Source organism: Pseudomonas sp. PB106 (assembly GCF_009764645.1).
GTDB lineage: Bacteria > Pseudomonadota > Gammaproteobacteria > Pseudomonadales > Pseudomonadaceae > Aquipseudomonas.
On the sequence record NZ_RWIM01000209.1, the window covers coordinates 75989 to 92938 of the forward strand.

21 protein-coding genes are annotated in these 16950 nt (G+C 59.3%); 18 read left to right on the forward strand and 3 right to left on the reverse strand.

Annotated features, from left to right (window positions below):
* The 13 genes from EJA71_RS25910 (at nt 1) to recX (ending at nt 10553) form a co-directional block, all read left to right on the forward strand.
* Entirely contained in the window at nt 1-1167 is a 1167-nt protein-coding gene (locus EJA71_RS25910; protein WP_158960715.1) for a phage tail protein, read from the forward strand.
* Complete coding sequence (locus EJA71_RS25915) at nt 1167-1673, forward strand: phage major tail tube protein (RefSeq protein WP_158960718.1); 507 nt, start codon at nt 1167-1169, stop codon at nt 1671-1673. The genes EJA71_RS25910 and EJA71_RS25915 overlap by 1 nt, the downstream gene beginning before the upstream one ends.
* Before the next feature lie 151 nt (nt 1674-1824).
* The gene (locus tag EJA71_RS25920) at nt 1825-2406 is read left to right on the forward strand and encodes a phage tail assembly protein (RefSeq protein WP_158960721.1); all 582 of its coding nucleotides are present in this window, start codon (nt 1825-1827) and stop codon (nt 2404-2406) included.
* 129 nt (nt 2407-2535) lie between these two features.
* Nucleotides 2536-4998, forward strand: a complete 2463-nt coding sequence (locus EJA71_RS25925) for a phage tail tape measure protein (protein ID WP_158960724.1) — start codon at nt 2536-2538, stop codon at nt 4996-4998.
* On the forward strand, nt 4998-5381 hold the full coding sequence (locus tag EJA71_RS25930) for a phage tail protein (RefSeq protein ID WP_158960727.1): 384 nt from the start codon (nt 4998-5000) through the stop codon (nt 5379-5381). Before EJA71_RS25925 ends, EJA71_RS25930 begins: the two co-directional genes overlap by 1 nt.
* Entirely contained in the window at nt 5374-5586 is a 213-nt protein-coding gene (locus EJA71_RS25935) for a tail protein X (protein WP_158960730.1), read from the forward strand. The genes EJA71_RS25930 and EJA71_RS25935 overlap by 8 nt, the downstream gene beginning before the upstream one ends.
* A 9-nt stretch (nt 5587-5595) precedes the next feature.
* Entirely contained in the window at nt 5596-6627 is a 1032-nt protein-coding gene (locus tag EJA71_RS25940; protein ID WP_158960733.1) for a phage late control D family protein, read from the forward strand.
* A 115-nt stretch (nt 6628-6742) separates the two neighbouring features.
* Nucleotides 6743-7189, forward strand: coding sequence for a hypothetical protein (locus tag EJA71_RS25945; RefSeq protein ID WP_158960738.1), 447 nt, complete (start codon nt 6743-6745; stop codon nt 7187-7189).
* A gap of 114 nt (nt 7190-7303) precedes the next feature.
* On the forward strand, nt 7304-7870 hold the full coding sequence (locus EJA71_RS25950) for a glycoside hydrolase family 19 protein (RefSeq protein ID WP_158960741.1): 567 nt from the start codon (nt 7304-7306) through the stop codon (nt 7868-7870).
* Nucleotides 7849-8367 (forward strand): lysis system i-spanin subunit Rz, encoded by a 519-nt coding sequence (locus EJA71_RS25955; protein ID WP_158960744.1) that lies wholly within the window; start codon nt 7849-7851, stop codon nt 8365-8367. The genes EJA71_RS25950 and EJA71_RS25955 overlap by 22 nt, the downstream gene beginning before the upstream one ends.
* Nucleotides 8368-8434: 67 nt before the next feature.
* On the forward strand, nt 8435-8935 hold the full coding sequence (locus tag EJA71_RS25960) for a CinA family protein (protein WP_158960747.1): 501 nt from the start codon (nt 8435-8437) through the stop codon (nt 8933-8935).
* A gap of 83 nt (nt 8936-9018) precedes the next feature.
* The gene (gene recA / locus EJA71_RS25965; RefSeq protein WP_007908746.1) at nt 9019-10074 is read left to right on the forward strand and encodes a recombinase RecA; all 1056 of its coding nucleotides are present in this window, start codon (nt 9019-9021) and stop codon (nt 10072-10074) included.
* An 8-nt stretch (nt 10075-10082) separates the two neighbouring features.
* Nucleotides 10083-10553, forward strand: coding sequence for a recombination regulator RecX (recX, locus tag EJA71_RS25970; protein ID WP_008077166.1), 471 nt, complete (start codon nt 10083-10085; stop codon nt 10551-10553).
* A gap of 55 nt (nt 10554-10608) precedes the next feature.
* On the opposite strand, the gene EJA71_RS25975 is transcribed toward recX, so the two are convergent.
* Complete coding sequence (locus tag EJA71_RS25975; RefSeq protein ID WP_158960750.1) at nt 10609-11727, reverse strand: TIGR00730 family Rossman fold protein; 1119 nt, start codon at nt 11725-11727, stop codon at nt 10609-10611.
* A 352-nt stretch (nt 11728-12079) separates the two neighbouring features.
* Between EJA71_RS25975 and EJA71_RS25980 the strand changes: the two genes are divergently transcribed.
* Nucleotides 12080-12274, forward strand: coding sequence for a hypothetical protein (locus EJA71_RS25980; protein WP_122591456.1), 195 nt, complete (start codon nt 12080-12082; stop codon nt 12272-12274).
* Here the strand turns inward: EJA71_RS25980 and EJA71_RS25985 are convergent, their stop codons facing one another.
* The gene (locus EJA71_RS25985) at nt 12275-12700 is read right to left on the reverse strand and encodes a PA3611 family quorum-sensing-regulated virulence factor (protein WP_008077172.1); all 426 of its coding nucleotides are present in this window, start codon (nt 12698-12700) and stop codon (nt 12275-12277) included.
* 189 nt (nt 12701-12889) lie between these two features.
* On the opposite strand from EJA71_RS25985, the gene EJA71_RS25990 reads away from it, so the two are divergent.
* The 3 genes from EJA71_RS25990 (at nt 12890) to EJA71_RS26000 (ending at nt 14949) form a co-directional block, all read left to right on the forward strand.
* Nucleotides 12890-13636 carry a tRNA-uridine aminocarboxypropyltransferase gene (locus EJA71_RS25990; protein ID WP_158960753.1) on the forward strand — a complete coding sequence of 249 codons (747 nt, stop codon included), beginning with the start codon at nt 12890-12892 and terminating at the stop codon, nt 13634-13636.
* 225 nt (nt 13637-13861) lie between these two features.
* On the forward strand, nt 13862-14512 hold the full coding sequence (gene erdR, locus EJA71_RS25995) for a response regulator transcription factor ErdR (protein ID WP_158960756.1): 651 nt from the start codon (nt 13862-13864) through the stop codon (nt 14510-14512).
* Between the two features lie 74 nt (nt 14513-14586).
* Nucleotides 14587-14949 (forward strand): diacylglycerol kinase, encoded by a 363-nt coding sequence (locus EJA71_RS26000; RefSeq protein ID WP_158960759.1) that lies wholly within the window; start codon nt 14587-14589, stop codon nt 14947-14949.
* Here EJA71_RS26000 and EJA71_RS26005 read toward each other — a convergent pair.
* On the reverse strand, nt 14946-15872 hold the full coding sequence (locus EJA71_RS26005) for a LysR family transcriptional regulator (RefSeq protein WP_034154937.1): 927 nt from the start codon (nt 15870-15872) through the stop codon (nt 14946-14948). The genes EJA71_RS26000 and EJA71_RS26005 overlap by 4 nt on opposite strands.
* A gap of 133 nt (nt 15873-16005) precedes the next feature.
* Between EJA71_RS26005 and fpr the strand changes: the two genes are divergently transcribed.
* Nucleotides 16006-16785, forward strand: a complete 780-nt coding sequence (fpr, locus tag EJA71_RS26010; protein ID WP_007908723.1) for a ferredoxin-NADP reductase — start codon at nt 16006-16008, stop codon at nt 16783-16785.
* Nucleotides 16786-16950: the final 165 nt, after the last annotated feature.

The following is a 16950-nucleotide window of genomic DNA, read 5'->3' on the forward strand; positions in this document are numbered from 1 at the left end:
ATGGCTGAGGTTTTGAACTTCGAGCACAACGGCATTACCGTCAATGCCACCGAATCCCCCGAGGCCATGGGTGGCCTGGGTGACAACGTCATCGGTCTGGTCGGCACTGCGCCGAACGCCGATCCGCTGATTCCGCGTAACGCAGCGTTCCGCATCAATAGCTTCACCACCCATGCGCTGCTCGATCCGACCGGTGCGGAAGAGGGCACCCTGTACCACGCGGTTTACCAGATCCTCAAAGTGGTCAAGGTGCCGGTGTACGTGGTCATCGTCGAAGCGGGCGCGACGCCGGCCGACACCGTCAACAACGTGATCGGCGGCGTCGATCCGCTGACCGGTCGCAAGCTCGGTCTGGCCGCGCTGGGCAGTGTCCCGGAAGACCTGACCATCATCGGCGCGCCGGGCTTCACCGGGACCAAAGCGGTGGCCGGCGAGTTCGCCTCGTTCGGCAAGCGCATCAAGGCCCGTGTGGTGCTGGACGGCAAGGACGCCTCGGTCGCTGATCAAGTGCTGTACAGCCAGGAACTCGGTGGCGCCGACCTCGGTTTCGACCGTTGCCTGGTGGTGCACAACATGCCCGCCGTGTACTCGAAAGCGGCGAAGAAAAACGTTTTCCTGTCGCCTTCCAGCCTGGCGATTGCCGCGCTGGCCAAGGTCAAGCAGTGGGAGAGCCCGGGCAATCAGGTGACTTACGCCGAAGACGTGTCGCGGGTCGTTGAATACAACATCCTCGACACCTCCACCGAAGGCGATCTGCTCAACCGCTACGGCGTCAGCTACTACGCCCGCACCGTGCTTGGCGGCTTCTCGCTGCTGGGCAACCGCTCGATCACCGGCAAGTTCATCAGCTACGTCGGTCTCGAAGATGCGATCAGCCGCAAGCTGGTCAAAGCCGGCCAGAAAGCCATGGCCAAAAACCTCACCAAATCCTTCATGGATCAAGAGGTCAAGCGCATCAACGACTGGCTGCAAACCCTGGTCGCCGACGAAACCATTCCTGGCGGCAGCGTGTACCTGCACCCGGAACTGAACAGCGTCGAGAAGTACAAGAACGGCACTTGGTACGTGGTCATCGATTACGGCCGCTACGCGCCGAACGAACACATGGTTTATCAACTCAACGCCCGCGATGAAATCATCGAGCAGTTCCTGGAGGACGTTCTCTAATGTTTACCAACCGCGTAAGACAGGCCATCGCGGCCACCCTGCAAGGCTTGCCGCTGTCGGCGACCGTTGAGGAATTCACCCCGCCGAAGATCGACTTCGACATGGAAAGCATGACGGGCGGGCGCTTCATCGTTGAGGAAATGGCCAAGAGCGCGAAGGCGCTGAATGCCACGCTCAAGCTGCAAGGCACCGGTGCTGAAGTGTTGTTGGCGATGGGCGTGAAACTGGGCGACGACATCCTGCTGAACGTGCGTGAAGCCGGACAGGATCAGGACGGCAACACCTGGTTCACCTATCACACAGTAGGCGGCAAGCTGAAATCTCTGGCTGAAGATGCGCTGAAAATGGGTAGCAAAGCCATCACCACACTGGAGCTGTCCTGCCGTACCTACAACCGTCTGGAAAACGGCGTGCCGGTGATCGACATCGACGTGCGCACCCAGAAGTTCGTACTCAACGGCGTCGACATCCTTGGTGATGCCCGTCGTGCGGTGCTGATGCCGTAATCCGGCACAGCGCCAACCCCCTGTAGGAGTGAGCCTGCTCGCGATGACGTCAGTCCAGTCGACATCGATCTGACTGAAGGATCGCTATCGCGAGCAGGCTCACTCCTACAAGGGAATGTCTACACCCCCAGAATCACCAAGGAATTCATACATGTCGTGGATGCCACCCCAACATGAGCTGCTGTCGCCGATCACCGGTGACGACGGTTCGCAGATCGAGACAATCCAGCTCAAGCCACTGTTCTACGCCGCGCAAAAAGAAGCGCTGCAACGCGCCGGCGATGATGAAGACGATCAGTTCTTCGAACTGGCACTGCTCGCCACCGGCCTGTCGGTCAAGGAACTCGACCAGCTCAAACGCCCGGACTACGTGAGCATCGCGCAGTACGTGCACGAGATGTCGACCCAACCGTCTTCGCATTTTCTCGACCAGGTCGAAGACGCGGAAAAGTCCGTTGATCCCGATCAGGTGCAACTGCTGCAACCGCTCGCCGTGACCGGCCGCACCGTGACCTCGCTGAGCCTGGAAATGCCGGTGCTGCGTGCCACCAAAGTGATGAAGAAACTGCAAACGGCCAAGGAACGCGCCGAGTTCATCACCGCCCATTGCACCGGCCTGATGATCCCCGATCTGGCCCTGATGACCGTCCCGGACTGGACGCAATTGCAGGTGCGCATAGACGATTTTTTAAACCAGCCGGCGGCCTACTTTCGGAACGCGATATCGAAGTAATCCTCGATATCGTCCCGCTCATTTACCCGGTAAGTGAAGCGGAAATTCTGGAATGGGACGCCGAAAAGGCGTTGCGCCGCTACGGCATAGCGATCACTCGCCTTGGCGTGAAACAGGAGTAGAGCGGCAATGGCAGACAAATCGTTTTCGCTGATGTACGCCGCGCAAACCGCAGGCGCGGGTTCCGGCTTGTCGGCAGGGGGATCGGCCACAGACAGCCTGGTCAAACCACTGTCCGAACTGAAAGAGGCGCTGCTTACGGCCAGCCTGAACATCCGCAGTCTGGTGCGTGAACAGATCAAACTCGGCGCTGTTGTGCTGGGGCTGAACACGGCACTGGCATCATTCAAGGTGCCAGTGGGAGCTACCGCGCCGGCGGCAGGCGGCGATAGCAAGTCAAAGCTCAAGGCTGAGATTGAACAACGCTCGCCTCCGGCCTATCTGCAATCGGACATGGCCCTGGAAACCGCCATGGCTCAGCTCAAGCAGGTTCAAGGCCTGAGTGGCGACCTCGACACACTGTCGAAAGCCAACCTCAAACTGGCCACCGACAAACGGGTTTCCGGCAGTGGGGCGACGGTCGTGGATCTGGTGCAGGTCGAAGTCGCGGCTGGCAGATCCGGGATTGGTGCGGGTCTCAAGGGCGCCGACAAGGAACAAGTGCTGCTGGATTTTGCCCTGGATGCAGCGGTCAATGCGTCGGCGTTCGGCATCAGTCTGAAGTCGGCCGGTGAAATGCTGTCGGCCTGGCAAGTCTCGATGAGACTGGATCACACTCAAGGTCAGCTGCTGGCTGATGCGACTCAGCATCTGGGCAACAGTGGACTGAATGCGACGGCTGCCGACATCGGCTCGGTCGTGCAGCAATCCGGCGAATCGGCCGTTGCAGCGGGGATCCTGCCCGAGCAGTTGGCGGCGCTGTCAGCCGCGTTGCTCAATGCTGACGTCGACAAGGCCGGTGCCGGGGCGTCGGTGAAAAGCATCAGCGCAGCCCTGGCCAAAGGGCCCCAAGGGTCGGCGGCCGAGCAGTCGGCGTGGAAGGCGTTGGGGCTTGATCCCGGCAAGTTGACCGAAAACGTACCGGACAACCTTGTCAAAGCGTTGGCGGCATTGAAGCAACAACCGGCAGAGCAGCAAGCAGCGCTGATCAAGACACTTTTCAGTGGCGACGACGGTGTACGCAAACTGCTGGCGAAACCCGAAGACCTGCAAAAAGCGATTTCGCTGGTCGCTCCGGCCAAACTGGAAGGAACGTCGTCGCTTGTGTCCTCGCAAGCGACCCAGAGCAGCCTCGCATCGGCATTCAAGGGTGAGGGGGGCGTGCTTCAGTGGATGGGCAAACCCGGCGAGGTTCAGACGCCGCTTTCATTGCTCAAGCCCAATGATCCACTGACCCCGGCTTACAGCGGCGCGATTGAACGCAGCGCCGAGCCTGCGGGCAAAGACCCTCAGCGAAGCTGGAACGCGTTCGATGCCAGTCTCAATCGTCTGATCACGGCGTTGGCGCCGGATGCGACCGGCACGCTGGATTCGCTGACGAATATGACCAATGGCGTGGCCGATATGGCTGAAGCCCATCCCAAGACCTCGACGGCGTTGGCCCTTGCGGGCGTGGGACTGTCGGCCATCGTGGTGGCGGTGATCGCCAAGGCATTCGGCAATTTCACCGACAAACTACTCAAGGGCGTCGCTTCAAAATTGCCGTTCGGTCTTGGCGGTTTGATTGCCGATATTGAAGACCCGAAAGCAAAGAAAACGTCGGCCGGAAATGGCGCGGGCCATGACTGCTGTTGCAAACCGCTGGGCGGCGGGACGGGTGACAGACTCAAGCCTCGCCGGTCAAGCATCAAGCCTCGAGTCCGACGTAAACAAACCGGTCAAGGTGCGAAAAGCCCTCGCACGGTGATCCCTCGGCCACCACGGATCAGTGCTCCACCGGCACCACCCGTTCTGCCCCGCATGTCCGGCACGTACTGGCCGGGAACCATGACGGCATTTGCAGGCTCATCAGCCGTCAGTTCTGCACCGGCTGCTCCACTGGCCGGTTCTTACGCCAGGGCAGGCAGACTGCTTGCCAGACGGGCACCGCCGCTGCGGTTGCTCAGCGCCGGATATGAAATGGTCAACGGCGTCATGAGCGGCGATAAGCGTGCCGTCGTGTCGTCCGGTGCATCGTTAGCCGGGTCGTCTGTGGGTGCCGCTGTCGGTGCTGCACTGGGTACGTTGATTCTGCCGGGTGTGGGCACCATGGTCGGCGGGTGGCTGGGGAGCATGGCGGGCGGGGCCATCGGTGAATCCCTGGGCGAAAAGCTAGGGACACAAGTCGATCGTCTCGGCTCTCCTGCACAGGTCAGTAAAGACCTCATCGCGACCTCGGCGACCTCCACGATCCCTGCGGCACTTGCCTCCACAGCCGCCAACCAGCCTGTCACGTTCAACTCTACCATTCACATCAATGGTCAGGATCAGGGCAGCGCCCAGGCACTGGCCAATCTGGTGGTGCAGACAACAATGATTCAGTTGGGCCAGATCATGCCGACCAATCCTCTCGCCACACGACGTGACGCAGCCCTGACCGATGGAGTCGCCTGATGAAACAACAAATGGCACTGGGCAGTTTCATTTTCGGCCTGTCGCGCAACTTTGCGTACCACCAGTTGTTGCGCAAAACCGATGGCGGCTGGACGGATTTGCCCATCCTCACCAGCAAGCCCAAATCCAGTCAGACCGGGCAGAAACCGGAAACCCTGACCATCACCGGCAAGTCGATGTACGCCGTGGCCATGGATCGACTCGATGAATTGCGTGCCTTGCAGGCGCTACGAATCCCGCTGCCGCTGATTGATGGCATCGGGCGCAATTGGGGTCTGTGGCGGATCAACAACGTTCAGGAAACCCAGACCCAGATCATCGATGACGGCACCGCGATGGTGGTCGATTGGGTCATCGAGTTAGCGGAGTTCAACAATGCGTAAGGTACGAAGCGTGGCCGGTGATTCAGTGAATCTGCTGCTCTACCGCGAAACCGGGCGCAGCGATGACGCCGCCGAACAAGCGCTGTGGAAACTCAACCCGACTTTGGCCGAGCACGGCCCGGTTTTGCCTGCTGGCATCTGGGTCGTGTTGCCTGAACTCGACAGCAAATCCACCCCGATCAAAGCACTCACGGCCTGGGATTAAGGAGGTTGTATGGCACTGGGTTTTACCCCGGTCGTGCAGATTTATGGCGCAAACGCCGATCTGCTCAACCAGCGTCTGATCAGTTGGGAGCACATTGACGCCGCCGGTATCGAGTCCGATCAACTGACCCTGACCATTGATCTGGAAGGACTCGAAGGGCTGCCAAGTCTCGGCGGAAAAATCGGCCTGCTGGTGGGTTACCTGGAAATGGAGGAGATGGTCGACAAAGGCCAGTTCAAAGTCACTCGCCTGACGCCGACACTGTTTCCGTTTCGCCTGACTCTGGTGGCCACTGCCGCGCCGTTTACCAAGGATGATGAAACCGGCTTCAAGCAGCGCCGCACCGCCAGTCATGGGCCCACGACGCTCGGCCAATTGTTCAGCAAACTGGTGACGCAGCACGGTTTTTCATCGCGCGTCGCAGCGGACGTGGCGATGATCAAAATCGCCCACGTCGACCAGTCCAATGAAACCGACATGGGCTTTCTGACGCGGCTGGCGAAGAAGTACAACCTGGTCGCCAAACCTTATGGCGATGCGTATGTGCTGGCGCGCCCCGGTCAGATCAAAACAATCTCGGGCCAGGACCTGCCGGATGTGACGTTGTCGGTCACCCACGATAATCGTCCCGGCGATCAGGCCTTCATCAGCGCCACCCTGGAAGAGGCCGCGCGCGAGCAGACACAAGGCTGCAAGACCTGTTTCTGGGATGCGGCGGCGGCTGTGGTGCGCTGGATTGAAACCGGTGTGGCGCCGCACAAGGTTATCCGCCAGCAACAGCCCAACGAAGCCGACGCCATCGCGGTCGGCGAGGGTGAAGTGCGCAAGATGCTGCGCAAAAAGTACAAGGTGAAAGTCACCTGTCCGGGCAATCCACTGCTGACGGCTGAAGGACTGTTGTTGCTCGACGACACCTGGCCAGACTTCATGCGTGGGCGCTGGTCGATCGAAAAAGTCACTGCCAGCGGCAATCGTGAAAACAGCTATCGCTGCGTGATTGATGCCGCGTGCCTGGATCCGAAGGCTGCAGCCAAGGACTGATTTCTCTGCGCCTTGAATCCCTAAGGGAGCCTGCTGGGTTGAAGGATGAAATCCGCAATGCTGCCCGTTAATCAAGTGCAGGTGGAGCGTGAACTATATTGCAAAGGGCTATCGAATGAACATTTACCCTATGTTGTTCAGCGCCAGTACACGGGGCGCTTACCCTCAGGCTGTGAACTCCGCGGATATTCCCGACGACGTCATGGAGATACTGCAGGGATACTGGATCGCGCTGCTACAGCAACTGGCGCTCAGTCCAGAAATGATTGGAGCGTGCACGGAAAATGGCTATCCAATTCTGGTTGACCCACCGCCGCCCTCGGTAGAGGAAGTCGAAGCCACAGAGCGTCGCTGGCGTACCGCGCAACTGGCCGCCACCGACGGCTTGGTTGCGCGAGACCGCGATGAACTTGAATACGACGGTGTTACGACATTGACCACCGATCAATACGCCGAACTGCAAACCTATCGGCGCGGGTTGCGCGACTGGCCGCAAGGGTCGTTCTTTCCTTTCAGTGAGCATCGTCCGGTGGCGCCGCGCTGGTTGGCAGCGGCTCTGTGAGCCCACTTTATTCCCCGAGGATGCTGGCGCGGAAAACTCCGGAAAGAAATGGCTGGCAGGTCTGGGCCGTCGGCCATGGTTCAATCGCAGCACATCCAGGGAGGATCAAGCATTATGCAAATAACTGAAAACAACCTTATCGACATCATGCCCAACGCCCGCTCCCAAGCGGGCGTTTTTGTTTCGGTGCTCAACGCCGCCATGACGCGGCGTCGTATCGACACGCCCAAACGCATGGCTGCGTTTCTGGCGCAGGTCGGCCACGAGTCGGGGCAACTGCGCTATGTGCGCGAGCTGGGCAACAACCAATACCTGAGCAAATACGACACCGGCACATTGGCGCTGCGTCTGGGCAATACGCCAGAGGCTGATGGCGACGGGCAAAAGTATCGCGGACGTGGGCTGATACAAATCACTGGCCGTAGCAATTATCGACAATGCAGCGTTGGCCTGTTTGGCGATGAGCGGCTGTTATCGTTGCCCGAGCTGCTCGAGCAACCGCAATGGGCGGCTGAATCCGCTGCGTGGTTCTGGGAGCAGAACGGCTTGAACGAGCTGGCCGACCGTGAGCAGTTCAACACGATCACCCGTCGCATCAACGGCGGGTTGAACGGTTTGCAGGATCGCCTGGAAATCTGGGCGCGGGCGAGGGCGGTGTTATGCCAATCCCCTGGCGAATGATCGGCATCTTGTTGTTGGCGCTGGGAGCTTTTGCCGTGGCCTGGCAGTTGCAGGATTGGCGTTACGGGCAACAACTGGCTGAGCAAGCGCGGTTAAACGCCGAAAACCTCAATCAACTGACCCTGACCGCCGCGACCGCCCAACAGGTTGAACGGGATAAACGTCTGGCGCTGGAGCAACGGCTCGCGACCAGTGAACAAAGCCATTACCGAGCACTGAGCGATGCCCAACGTGATCAGGATCGCCTGCGCGATCTTCTTGCTACTGCTGATGTGCGCCTGTCAGTCCTTCTCGACGCCAGCGACGTTGCCCCAGGCTGCAACGTGCCAGCCACCGCCGGCGCCGGCCGCGTGGATCCTGCAACCGTACGCGCCCGACTTGACCCGGCGCATGCTCAACGAATTATCGCCATCACCGACACGGGCGACCGCGGATTGATCGCCTTGCAGGCCTGTCAGGCCTATGTCAGAGCACTGGAACCCGAACATTTTGAATGAGTCTGTGTATTGAAAGCGCAACCGGCTCGTGTACGGTGGAGGCATTCCACACGATCCGGAGCATGCCGTGAAAGAGACCACCCAATTGGCCGCCGAACTGGGCCGACGTCTGCAAGTGCTCAATGCCCACGTCACCACCGCCGAGTCGTGTACCGGCGGCGGCATTGCAGAAGCGATCACCCGTATTCCGGGCAGTTCAGCGTGGTTCGAAGCCGGTTATGTGACGTATTCCAACCGGCAGAAAACCCAGCAGCTGAATGTCCCACACGAGCTATTCGAGACGGTGGGCGCGGTCAGTCCTGAAGTGGTCGAAGCGATGGTGCGTGGCGCGCAGGAAAAAAGCCTGGCGCGGTTTGCCGTGGCGGTCAGCGGCATTGCCGGGCCGGACGGTGGCTCGCCGAACAAGCCGGTCGGTACGGTGTGGTTGGCCTGGGGCGTTGGCGAGACGGTGATCAGTGAGGTTCAGCACTTCCCCGGTAACCGCGATGAAGTCCGCCGACAAACGGTGAAGGCCGCGCTAGAGGGGCTCCTGCGACTAGCGGCACGAGAAATCGAAAATCAGGGGTAGGCGATCCGCGAACGCTGTGGAATAATACTGGCTACTTATACAGGTGTTGGCCGTCAGGCCTTATTGATTACGTGAGGACTTTAATGGACGACAACAAGAAGAAAGCCTTGGCTGCGGCCCTGGGTCAGATCGAACGTCAATTCGGCAAGGGTGCCGTGATGCGTATGGGCGATCAGGACCGTCAGGCGATCCCGGCTATTTCCACTGGCTCTCTGGGTCTGGACATCGCGCTCGGCATTGGCGGTCTGCCAAAAGGCCGTATCGTTGAAATCTACGGTCCGGAATCTTCCGGTAAAACCACACTGACACTGTCCGTGATCGCTCAGGCTCAGAAAGCTGGCGCGACCTGCGCATTCGTCGACGCCGAACACGCCCTCGACCCAGAGTACGCCGGCAAGCTGGGCGTCAACGTTGATGACCTGCTGGTGTCCCAGCCGGACACCGGTGAACAGGCTCTGGAAATCACCGACATGCTGGTGCGCTCCAACGCCGTTGACGTGATCATCGTCGACTCCGTGGCAGCTCTGGTACCGAAGGCTGAAATCGAAGGCGAAATGGGTGACATGCACGTGGGCCTGCAAGCCCGTCTGATGTCCCAGGCGCTGCGTAAAATCACCGGTAACATCAAGAACGCCAACTGCCTGGTGATCTTCATCAACCAGATCCGTATGAAGATCGGTGTGATGTTCGGTAGCCCGGAAACCACCACCGGTGGTAACGCGCTGAAGTTCTACGCTTCGGTTCGTCTCGACATCCGCCGTACGGGCGCGGTGAAGGAAGGCGACGAAGTGGTCGGCAGCGAAACCCGCGTCAAGGTTGTGAAGAACAAGGTCGCTTCGCCGTTCCGTCAGGCCGAGTTCCAGATTCTTTACGGCAAGGGCATCTACCTCAACGGTGAGATGATCGACCTGGGCGTGCTGCACGGTTTCGTCGAGAAGTCCGGCGCCTGGTATGCCTACGAAGGCACCAAGATCGGTCAGGGCAAGGCCAACTCGGCCAAGTTCCTGGCAGACAACCCGGAAATCGCCGCGAAGCTCGAGAAGCAACTGCGTGACAAGCTGCTGACTCCGGCGGTGATCGACTCCAAGGCTTCTGCAGTCAAAGAGACTGAAGACGACCTGGCCGACGCTGACATCTGATTGCAGCGATGACCACCGCCGTACTCGATACCCTCGTCGCGGTGCGGCGAACCGCCATGGACCTGCTCGCACGTCGCGAGCATGGTCGAGTCGAACTGACGCGCAAATTGCGCCAGCGCGGCGCCGAGGCGGAGATGATCGAAACAGCCCTCGACCGTTTGACGGAAGAGGGGCTGCTTTCCGAAGCCCGTTACCTTGAAAGCTTTGTTTCTTACCGGGCGCGTTCCGGTTATGGCCCTCTGCGGATTCGTGAGGAACTGAGCCAGCGCGGTTTGCAGCGTGCCGATATCGAACTCGCCCTGCGCGAAAGCGGTATCAGTTGGCAGGAACAACTCCAGGACACCTGGCGCAGGAAGTTCTCCGGACATTTACCGATTGATGCAAAAGAACGGGCCAAGCAAGGCCGGTTTCTTGCGTATCGGGGGTTTTCGATGGAGATGATCAACCGCTTGTTCAGCGGTCGAGGCATGGACGATTAATCCGATTCAATAAAAACGGCCCGCTATGAAAATAGCGGGCCGTTTTTTTTTGCCTTCAAATTACCTGTGACGGTTCGCGGCCGCGTTGCGCCGTTTGCGGTTTGGAATCAGCCCAGTTTTCCGGCAGGTTGATGTAATCGATCAACTCCCGCAGGCGCCCGTGGGTGCGCGCGTTGAAGGCGAAGGCCAGTCGGGCCAGATGGCTGAATTGTGCTTCGTCGTGTTCCTCGCCGTTGTAGGCGTGTTGATGAAACTGGTCGCTCAGGCACAGATCGACGAACGCTTCCTGCATGTGCGCCAGCGCTTGATCGCTGAGCTTGTGATGCATGCGGATCACGAATTGGCGCTTCAGCCAGCGGCTGGAGTGGAAGTTGCTGTAGAACTGATTGATCTGTTCCACCGCCTCTTCGACGCTGTAAACCAGGCGCATCAGTTTCATGTCGGTGGGCAGGATGTAACGGTTGTCCTCCAGTTGCTGACGAATGAAGTCCATCGCCCCGTGCCAGAACGTGCCACCCGGCGCATCCAGTAAAACCACCGGCACCAACGGGCTCTTACCGGTCTGGATCAGCGTCAACACTTCCAGCGCCTCATCCAGCGTGCCGAAACCACCCGGGCATAACACCAGTGCATCGGCTTCTTTGACGAAGAACAGTTTTCGGGTGAAGAAGAAATGGAACGGCAGCAGATTGCCGGTGCCGTCGACGGTCGGGTTGGCATGTTGTTCGAAGGGCAGGGTGATATTGAACCCGAGGCTGTGATCACGACCGGCACCCTCATGGGCGGCAGCCATGATGCCGCCTCCGGCGCCGGTAATGACCATCATGTCCGAGCGCGTCAACGCCGCACCGAGTTCTCGGGCCATGGCATACAGCGGGTGTTCGACCGGTGTACGTGCCGAGCCGAATACGGTGACTTTGCGTCGACCCTTGAATTGCTCCAGCACCCGGAACGCTTGCTCCAGTTCGCGCAGGGCTTGCAGGGTGATCTTGGCGTTCCAGCGGTTGTGGTCTTCCTGGGCCATGCGCAGCACGGTCAGGATCATGTCGCGGTAGATGGGAAGGTTGGGGCTGTTGGGGGAAACACGGCGGAGTTGTTCTTCGACCTGAGTGATGAGGTCGGGACCGCTTTCCTGAAAATGACGACTTAGGAGGTCATTCGGTTGGTAAGGCATTCAACGTCTCCTTCTGCACAGAGCGGGCGGCCCTGACGAGCGACGTCAGTGCCGCGCTGCAAAAAAACACACGATCGGCAGTTCCTTTTCTGCCGTTGAAAAAATGATCGGGAGTACTCTGAATCTAGACGCTTGCGAGGATTTGCGCCGACTCGATCATTGCGCCGCAACGTTCTGGCTGGCAACCGTTTATTGTGTTCAGCCAATGCCGACACCGCTCGTCTGAACGTGCGCCGGGTGGCAATCCCTCTGATTAACTAACTTACAGGCGCCGTACGACAGCTTTGCGTCAACGACCGTACGCAAGGTGCACGCTATTCAAGGATTTGCGGGTGGCAAGGAGGCGGGACACATGGCCAGAGTGATTCTGGAGATCGATACGCAGTTGTATCGAATGTTGAAGGCATCAGCCGAGACCCATCAGGTCAGTCTCGAAGAGGAGTGCTGCCGGCGGTTGGCGGGTGGCGAGCGCCGTTCGCACTATCTACAGGCCTTGCTGGCCGAACTGCGCGCCGAGGATGAACAGCGGCGCGCCAATTCGCGATGATTACTTCTTCTTCGCCGGGCCGGCTTTCGGGCAATCCGATTCCTGGTAGCTGGCGGAACCGATCGCTTTGTTGGTTTTCACTTCGGTGAAGTCGTAACGCATGATCGCGCCCTTGGCCATCAGCTTGCGGAACGACGGGTTGTTGCACACCGAGGCGCCCAACTGGAAATACACCGCTTTTGGGTCAGCGCGCATTTTGTCGGCGTGGCTCTTCTGCACGCTCAGGTGATTGATCAACTGCGTGCCTTCAACGGTGAAGCCCTGATCAAGAATGTCTTCGCTGATGGCGCGTGGCGTGCCGACGCTGCTCTGGGCGGCGACGTTGCGCAGCTCGCGGTTCAGATTCTGCTCACTCAGGGAGGCGGCCTGAGCGGTGAAGGACGACGCCAGCAGAATGGCAGCGGTGGGAACGATAAGGCGCAGCATGAAACTCTCCTGATTCGGTGACTGGTGGTTCGACCAGCCTCGGGGCTGTGCGTTCAGTGGCGGCGAATTATAGGGGAGCCGGTCGGGAGGGTACAGGCTTGTGCCCGTCGCTCTGGTAAACTGCCGGCCTTTATTGCCCTGCCGAGTGTTGTTCGTGTCGAGTTTTCCTGCTTTTCGGCGTTATCTACGATGAACCATGCCCCCAACGCCGTCGCCCGTCTGCGCGACCAGCGCGAAGATGAGGGCATCAAGCCGATTCAGGCCCGTGGCTTTCGCTCCGAACGTTGCCGCGACTGCCGGGTGATCATCAGCCATTGTCTGTGCGCGTGGCGGCCGAGCGTTGAAACGCGCTCGGGCGTGTGCCTGATCATGACCGGCAAGGAAGTGTTCAAACCGAGCAACACCGGTTGGCTGATTGCTGATGTAGTGCGCGATAACCACGCGTTCATCTGGTCGCGCACCGAGCCTGATCCGCAGATGCTCGAATTGCTCAATGACCCGCAATGGCAGCCGTATCTGGTGTTTCCCGGCGAATACGTCGAGCCGTCGCGGGTGACCAATACCGTCGCTGTCGATAGCAGCAAACGCCCACTGTTTATTCTGCTCGACGCCACGTGGACTGAAGCGCGGAAGATCTTCCGCAAGAGCCCGTATTTCGACCGTTTGCCGATCTTGAGCCTGCTACCCGACAAACTCTCGCGCTATCGTCTGCGCCGTTCGACCCGCAGCGAACATCTGTGCACCGCCGAAGTGGCTGCGCTATGTCTCGAACTGGCGGGTGACAGCGACGCGGCTTCTGCGCTGGACGCCTATTTCGACGTGTTCAGCCAGCACTACCTTGGTGCCAAGCAACAACTGGACATGAATGAATCGACCCCCGCGCACGCCGAGCTGCTGCCCTATATACGAAAGCCGCAGCCGGAGTTGGCCCAATAGTGGCCCATACTGTACGCAGCGGCGGCCGTGCTGCTTGACCACCCAGTCTTCGCTGGGCATGCTTGGCGCCGATTAGGGTGCGGCCAAGGTTTGAAACGCCGTGTTTGCTGTTGATTGGCGTTGAACGTGCCCCTGTGGATATCGCTTCAAAAGCGGCATCTTGAGTTGCTTTGGCCAGACCGGAATGCACCGTGTCTGCCATCAAAAAACAGGATCATTTGAAAAATGGCCACATACGACATCCTGATTGCCGATGATCACCCCCTGTTTCGTAGCGCCCTGCATCAAGCGGTGACGCTGGGCCTTGGCCCGGATGTACGCTTGGTTGAAGTGGCGAGCATCGCCGAACTGGAGACCCGCCTGACCGAAAAGGCTGACTGGGACCTGGTCCTGCTGGACCTGAACATGCCCGGCGCCTACGGTTTTTCCGGGCTGGTGCTGCTGCGCGGACAATACCCGCAGATTCCGGTGGTGATGGTTTCGGCGCAGGAAGAAGCGTCGGTGATGGTCAAATCCCGTGAGTTCGGCGCCAGTGGCTTCATTCCCAAGTCCAGCGACCTCAGTGTGATTCAGGAAGCCGTGCGCAAAGTGCTCGATGGCGATGTGTTCTGGCCGCCACAAGCGTTCGAAGCGGTCGCCGTTTCCGATGAAGCCAAAGCCGCCAGCGACGGGCTCGCCAGCCTGACCCCGCAGCAGTTTCGCGTGTTGACCATGGTCTGCGAAGGCCTGCTGAACAAGCAGATTGCCTACGAGCTGAGCGTGTCGGAAGCGACCATCAAGGCCCACGTCACCGCGATCTTTCGCAAGCTGAATGTGCGCACTCGCACGCAAGCGGCTTTACTGCTGCAACAACTTGAGTCAATTCCGAGCCAATAAAGACTGGCGTCTTCACGCTTTTTTGACTTTTGTTGATCTAGCTTTCCCACTCCTTTTTTGTTGGTTTCTACCTTATGTCACCTTTCAAGGGCCAGACCGGCCTGAAACGCATCCTCAACGCCTCCGGTTACTCGCTGGACGGTCTGCGCGCCGCCTTCACCGGTGAAGCGGCGTTCCGCCAACTGGTGCTGCTCAATGTGGTGCTGATTCCGGTGACGTTCTTTCTGAATGTCAGCCGTGTGGAACAGGCGCTGTTGATCGCGGTGTGCCTGTTGGCGTTGATTGTCGAGCTGCTCAATTCGGCGGTGGAAGCGGCCATCGACCGCATCTCGCTGGAACTGCACCCACTGTCGAAGAACGCCAAGGACATGGGCAGCGCCGCGCAATTCGTCGCGCTGAGCATGATCGCGTTGGTGTGGGCGGTGATTCTGCTTTAAGCGATTGTCGGCAAGACGATCTCGTCGCTGCGCTGCACCCCGGCGGTGAACGCGCGGCACAGCTCTAGAAACTCGCGCATCGCCGAGGTCTGGTACTTCTGCTTGTGCCAAATGAAGTAAAACTGCCGGGCCAGGTCCAGGTCCGGCGTTTCCACCGGCACCAGACTGCCGCGCCGGAACGCATCACGCAGCGCCAGCCGCGAGATGCAGCCAATCCCCAGCCCCGACTCCACCGCGCGTTTGATCGCTTCGGTGTGTTCCAGCTCCAGACGGATATTCAGCGCACTGCGATGGTGACGCATGGCCTGATCGAAAGTCAGCCGCGTGCCGGAACCTTGTTCGCGCAGAATCCACGCTTCGTGAGTCAACTCCTCCATGGTCGCGCTGCCGCGTTGCGCCAGCGGATGCTGCGGCGCACAGAACACCACCAGTTCATCCTCGACCCAACTCTGCACTTCGATGTCCGGGTGGCTGCAATCGCCTTCGATTAGACCCAGATCAATTTCGTAATGAGCGACTTGTTGCACGATATTGGCAGTGTTCTGCACATGCAGCTTCACCTGGCTTTCCGGGTGGCGCTGCATGAAGCTGCCGATCAACAGGGTCGCCAGATAATTGCCGATGGTCAGGGTCGCACCCACCGACAGCGAGCCGAAACCGGATTTGCCGTTGAGCAGGTCTTCGATTTCCTTGGCCTGATCGAGCAGGGCTACCGCCTGCGGCAGCAGCTGTTTGCCGAGGGCGTTGAGGCTCAGCCGTTTGCCGGCGCGGTCGAACAGCTGGCAGCTGGATTGGCGCTCCAGTTCGGTGATCGACGTGCTCGCGGCCGACTGCGAGAGGTTGAGCAGACCCGCAGCACGGGATACGCTTTCCTGCTGAGCGACGGCGACGAAGACTTGCAGTTGACGGAGAGTAAATCGCATATCGATATAACCGATAACCCTTATCTTAATAATCCAGTTAACAGATATTGTCGTCGCTATTAGAATGCGATGCAATTGCGCACCGTCGCCTTCAAAAGCCAGCGCAGACCCAATCTCCAGGAGTCAAACGTACATGAGCAACATGAACCACGAGCGTGTCCTCAGTGTTCATCACTGGAACGACACTCTGTTCAGCTTCAAGTGCACCCGCGATCCGGGCCTGCGCTTCGAGAACGGTCAGTTCGTGATGATCGGCCTGCAACAGCCTAACGGCCGCCCGCTTATGCGCGCTTACTCGATCGCTAGCCCGAACTGGGAAGAGCATCTGGAGTTCTTCAGCATCAAGGTGCAGGACGGCCCGCTGACCTCGCAGCTGCAGCACTTGAAGGAAGGCGACGAGATCATCATCTCGAAGAAGCCTACCGGCACCCTGGTGCTCGACGACCTGAACCCGGGCAAGCACTTGTATCTGCTGAGCACCGGCACTGGCCTGGCGCCGTTCATGAGCGTGATCCAGGACCCGGAAACCTACGAGCGCTTTGAAAAAGTGATCCTGGTTCACGGTGTGCGTTACGTCAACGAAGTCGCCTACCGCGAATTCATCACCGAGCACCTGCCGCAGAACGAATTCTTCGGCGAAGCGCTGCGTGACAAGCTGATCTATTACCCAACCGTGACCCGCGAGCCTTTCGAGAATCAGGGCCGTCTGACCGACCTGATGCGCAGCGGCAAGCTGTTCAGCGACATCGGTCTGCCACCGATCAACCCGCAGGACGACCGCGCGATGATCTGCGGTAGCCCAAGCATGCTCGACGAGACCAGCGAAGTGCTCGACAGCTTCGGTCTGAAGATTTCGGCGCGGATGCGCGAGCCGGGTGATTACCTGATCGAGCGTGCGTTCGTCGAGAAGTAAGCGTTTGGCCGGTGACGCGGAGCGTCACTGGATGCATTCCCACGCGGAGCGTGGGAACGATCAGCCCGCGTTGCCTGTGAAGGCAGCGCGGGCTTTTTTATGCCCGATACATTCCCCTGTAGGAGCTGCCGCAGGCTGCGATCTTTTGACTTTGATTTTTCAATG

Excerpts from the sequence above, each read along its gene's own strand:
- EJA71_RS25915 (WP_158960718.1), top strand. The coding sequence starts at position 1,167 with ATGTTTACCAACCGCGTAAGACAGGCCATCGCGGCCACCCTGCAAGGC.
- EJA71_RS25950 (WP_158960741.1), top strand. The coding sequence starts at position 7,304 with ATGCAAATAACTGAAAACAACCTTATCGACATCATGCCCAACGCCCGC.
- recX (WP_008077166.1), top strand. The coding sequence starts at position 10,083 with ATGACCACCGCCGTACTCGATACCCTCGTCGCGGTGCGGCGAACCGCC.
- fpr (WP_007908723.1), top strand. The coding sequence starts at position 16,006 with ATGAGCAACATGAACCACGAGCGTGTCCTCAGTGTTCATCACTGGAAC.
- EJA71_RS25910 (WP_158960715.1), top strand. The coding sequence starts at position 1 with ATGGCTGAGGTTTTGAACTTCGAGCACAACGGCATTACCGTCAATGCC.
- EJA71_RS25945 (WP_158960738.1), top strand. The coding sequence starts at position 6,743 with ATGAACATTTACCCTATGTTGTTCAGCGCCAGTACACGGGGCGCTTAC.
- EJA71_RS25980 (WP_122591456.1), top strand. The coding sequence starts at position 12,080 with ATGGCCAGAGTGATTCTGGAGATCGATACGCAGTTGTATCGAATGTTG.
- EJA71_RS25925 (WP_158960724.1), top strand. The coding sequence starts at position 2,536 with ATGGCAGACAAATCGTTTTCGCTGATGTACGCCGCGCAAACCGCAGGC.
- EJA71_RS25935 (WP_158960730.1), top strand. The coding sequence starts at position 5,374 with ATGCGTAAGGTACGAAGCGTGGCCGGTGATTCAGTGAATCTGCTGCTC.
- EJA71_RS25975 (WP_158960750.1), bottom strand. The coding sequence starts at position 11,727 with ATGCCTTACCAACCGAATGACCTCCTAAGTCGTCATTTTCAGGAAAGC.
- EJA71_RS25955 (WP_158960744.1), top strand. The coding sequence starts at position 7,849 with ATGCCAATCCCCTGGCGAATGATCGGCATCTTGTTGTTGGCGCTGGGA.
- EJA71_RS25985 (WP_008077172.1), bottom strand. The coding sequence starts at position 12,700 with ATGCTGCGCCTTATCGTTCCCACCGCTGCCATTCTGCTGGCGTCGTCC.
- EJA71_RS25990 (WP_158960753.1), top strand. The coding sequence starts at position 12,890 with ATGAACCATGCCCCCAACGCCGTCGCCCGTCTGCGCGACCAGCGCGAA.
- EJA71_RS25940 (WP_158960733.1), top strand. The coding sequence starts at position 5,596 with ATGGCACTGGGTTTTACCCCGGTCGTGCAGATTTATGGCGCAAACGCC.
- EJA71_RS25920 (WP_158960721.1), top strand. The coding sequence starts at position 1,825 with ATGTCGTGGATGCCACCCCAACATGAGCTGCTGTCGCCGATCACCGGT.
- EJA71_RS26000 (WP_158960759.1), top strand. The coding sequence starts at position 14,587 with ATGTCACCTTTCAAGGGCCAGACCGGCCTGAAACGCATCCTCAACGCC.
- erdR (WP_158960756.1), top strand. The coding sequence starts at position 13,862 with ATGGCCACATACGACATCCTGATTGCCGATGATCACCCCCTGTTTCGT.
- EJA71_RS25930 (WP_158960727.1), top strand. The coding sequence starts at position 4,998 with ATGAAACAACAAATGGCACTGGGCAGTTTCATTTTCGGCCTGTCGCGC.
- recA (WP_007908746.1), top strand. The coding sequence starts at position 9,019 with ATGGACGACAACAAGAAGAAAGCCTTGGCTGCGGCCCTGGGTCAGATC.
- EJA71_RS26005 (WP_034154937.1), bottom strand. The coding sequence starts at position 15,872 with ATGCGATTTACTCTCCGTCAACTGCAAGTCTTCGTCGCCGTCGCTCAG.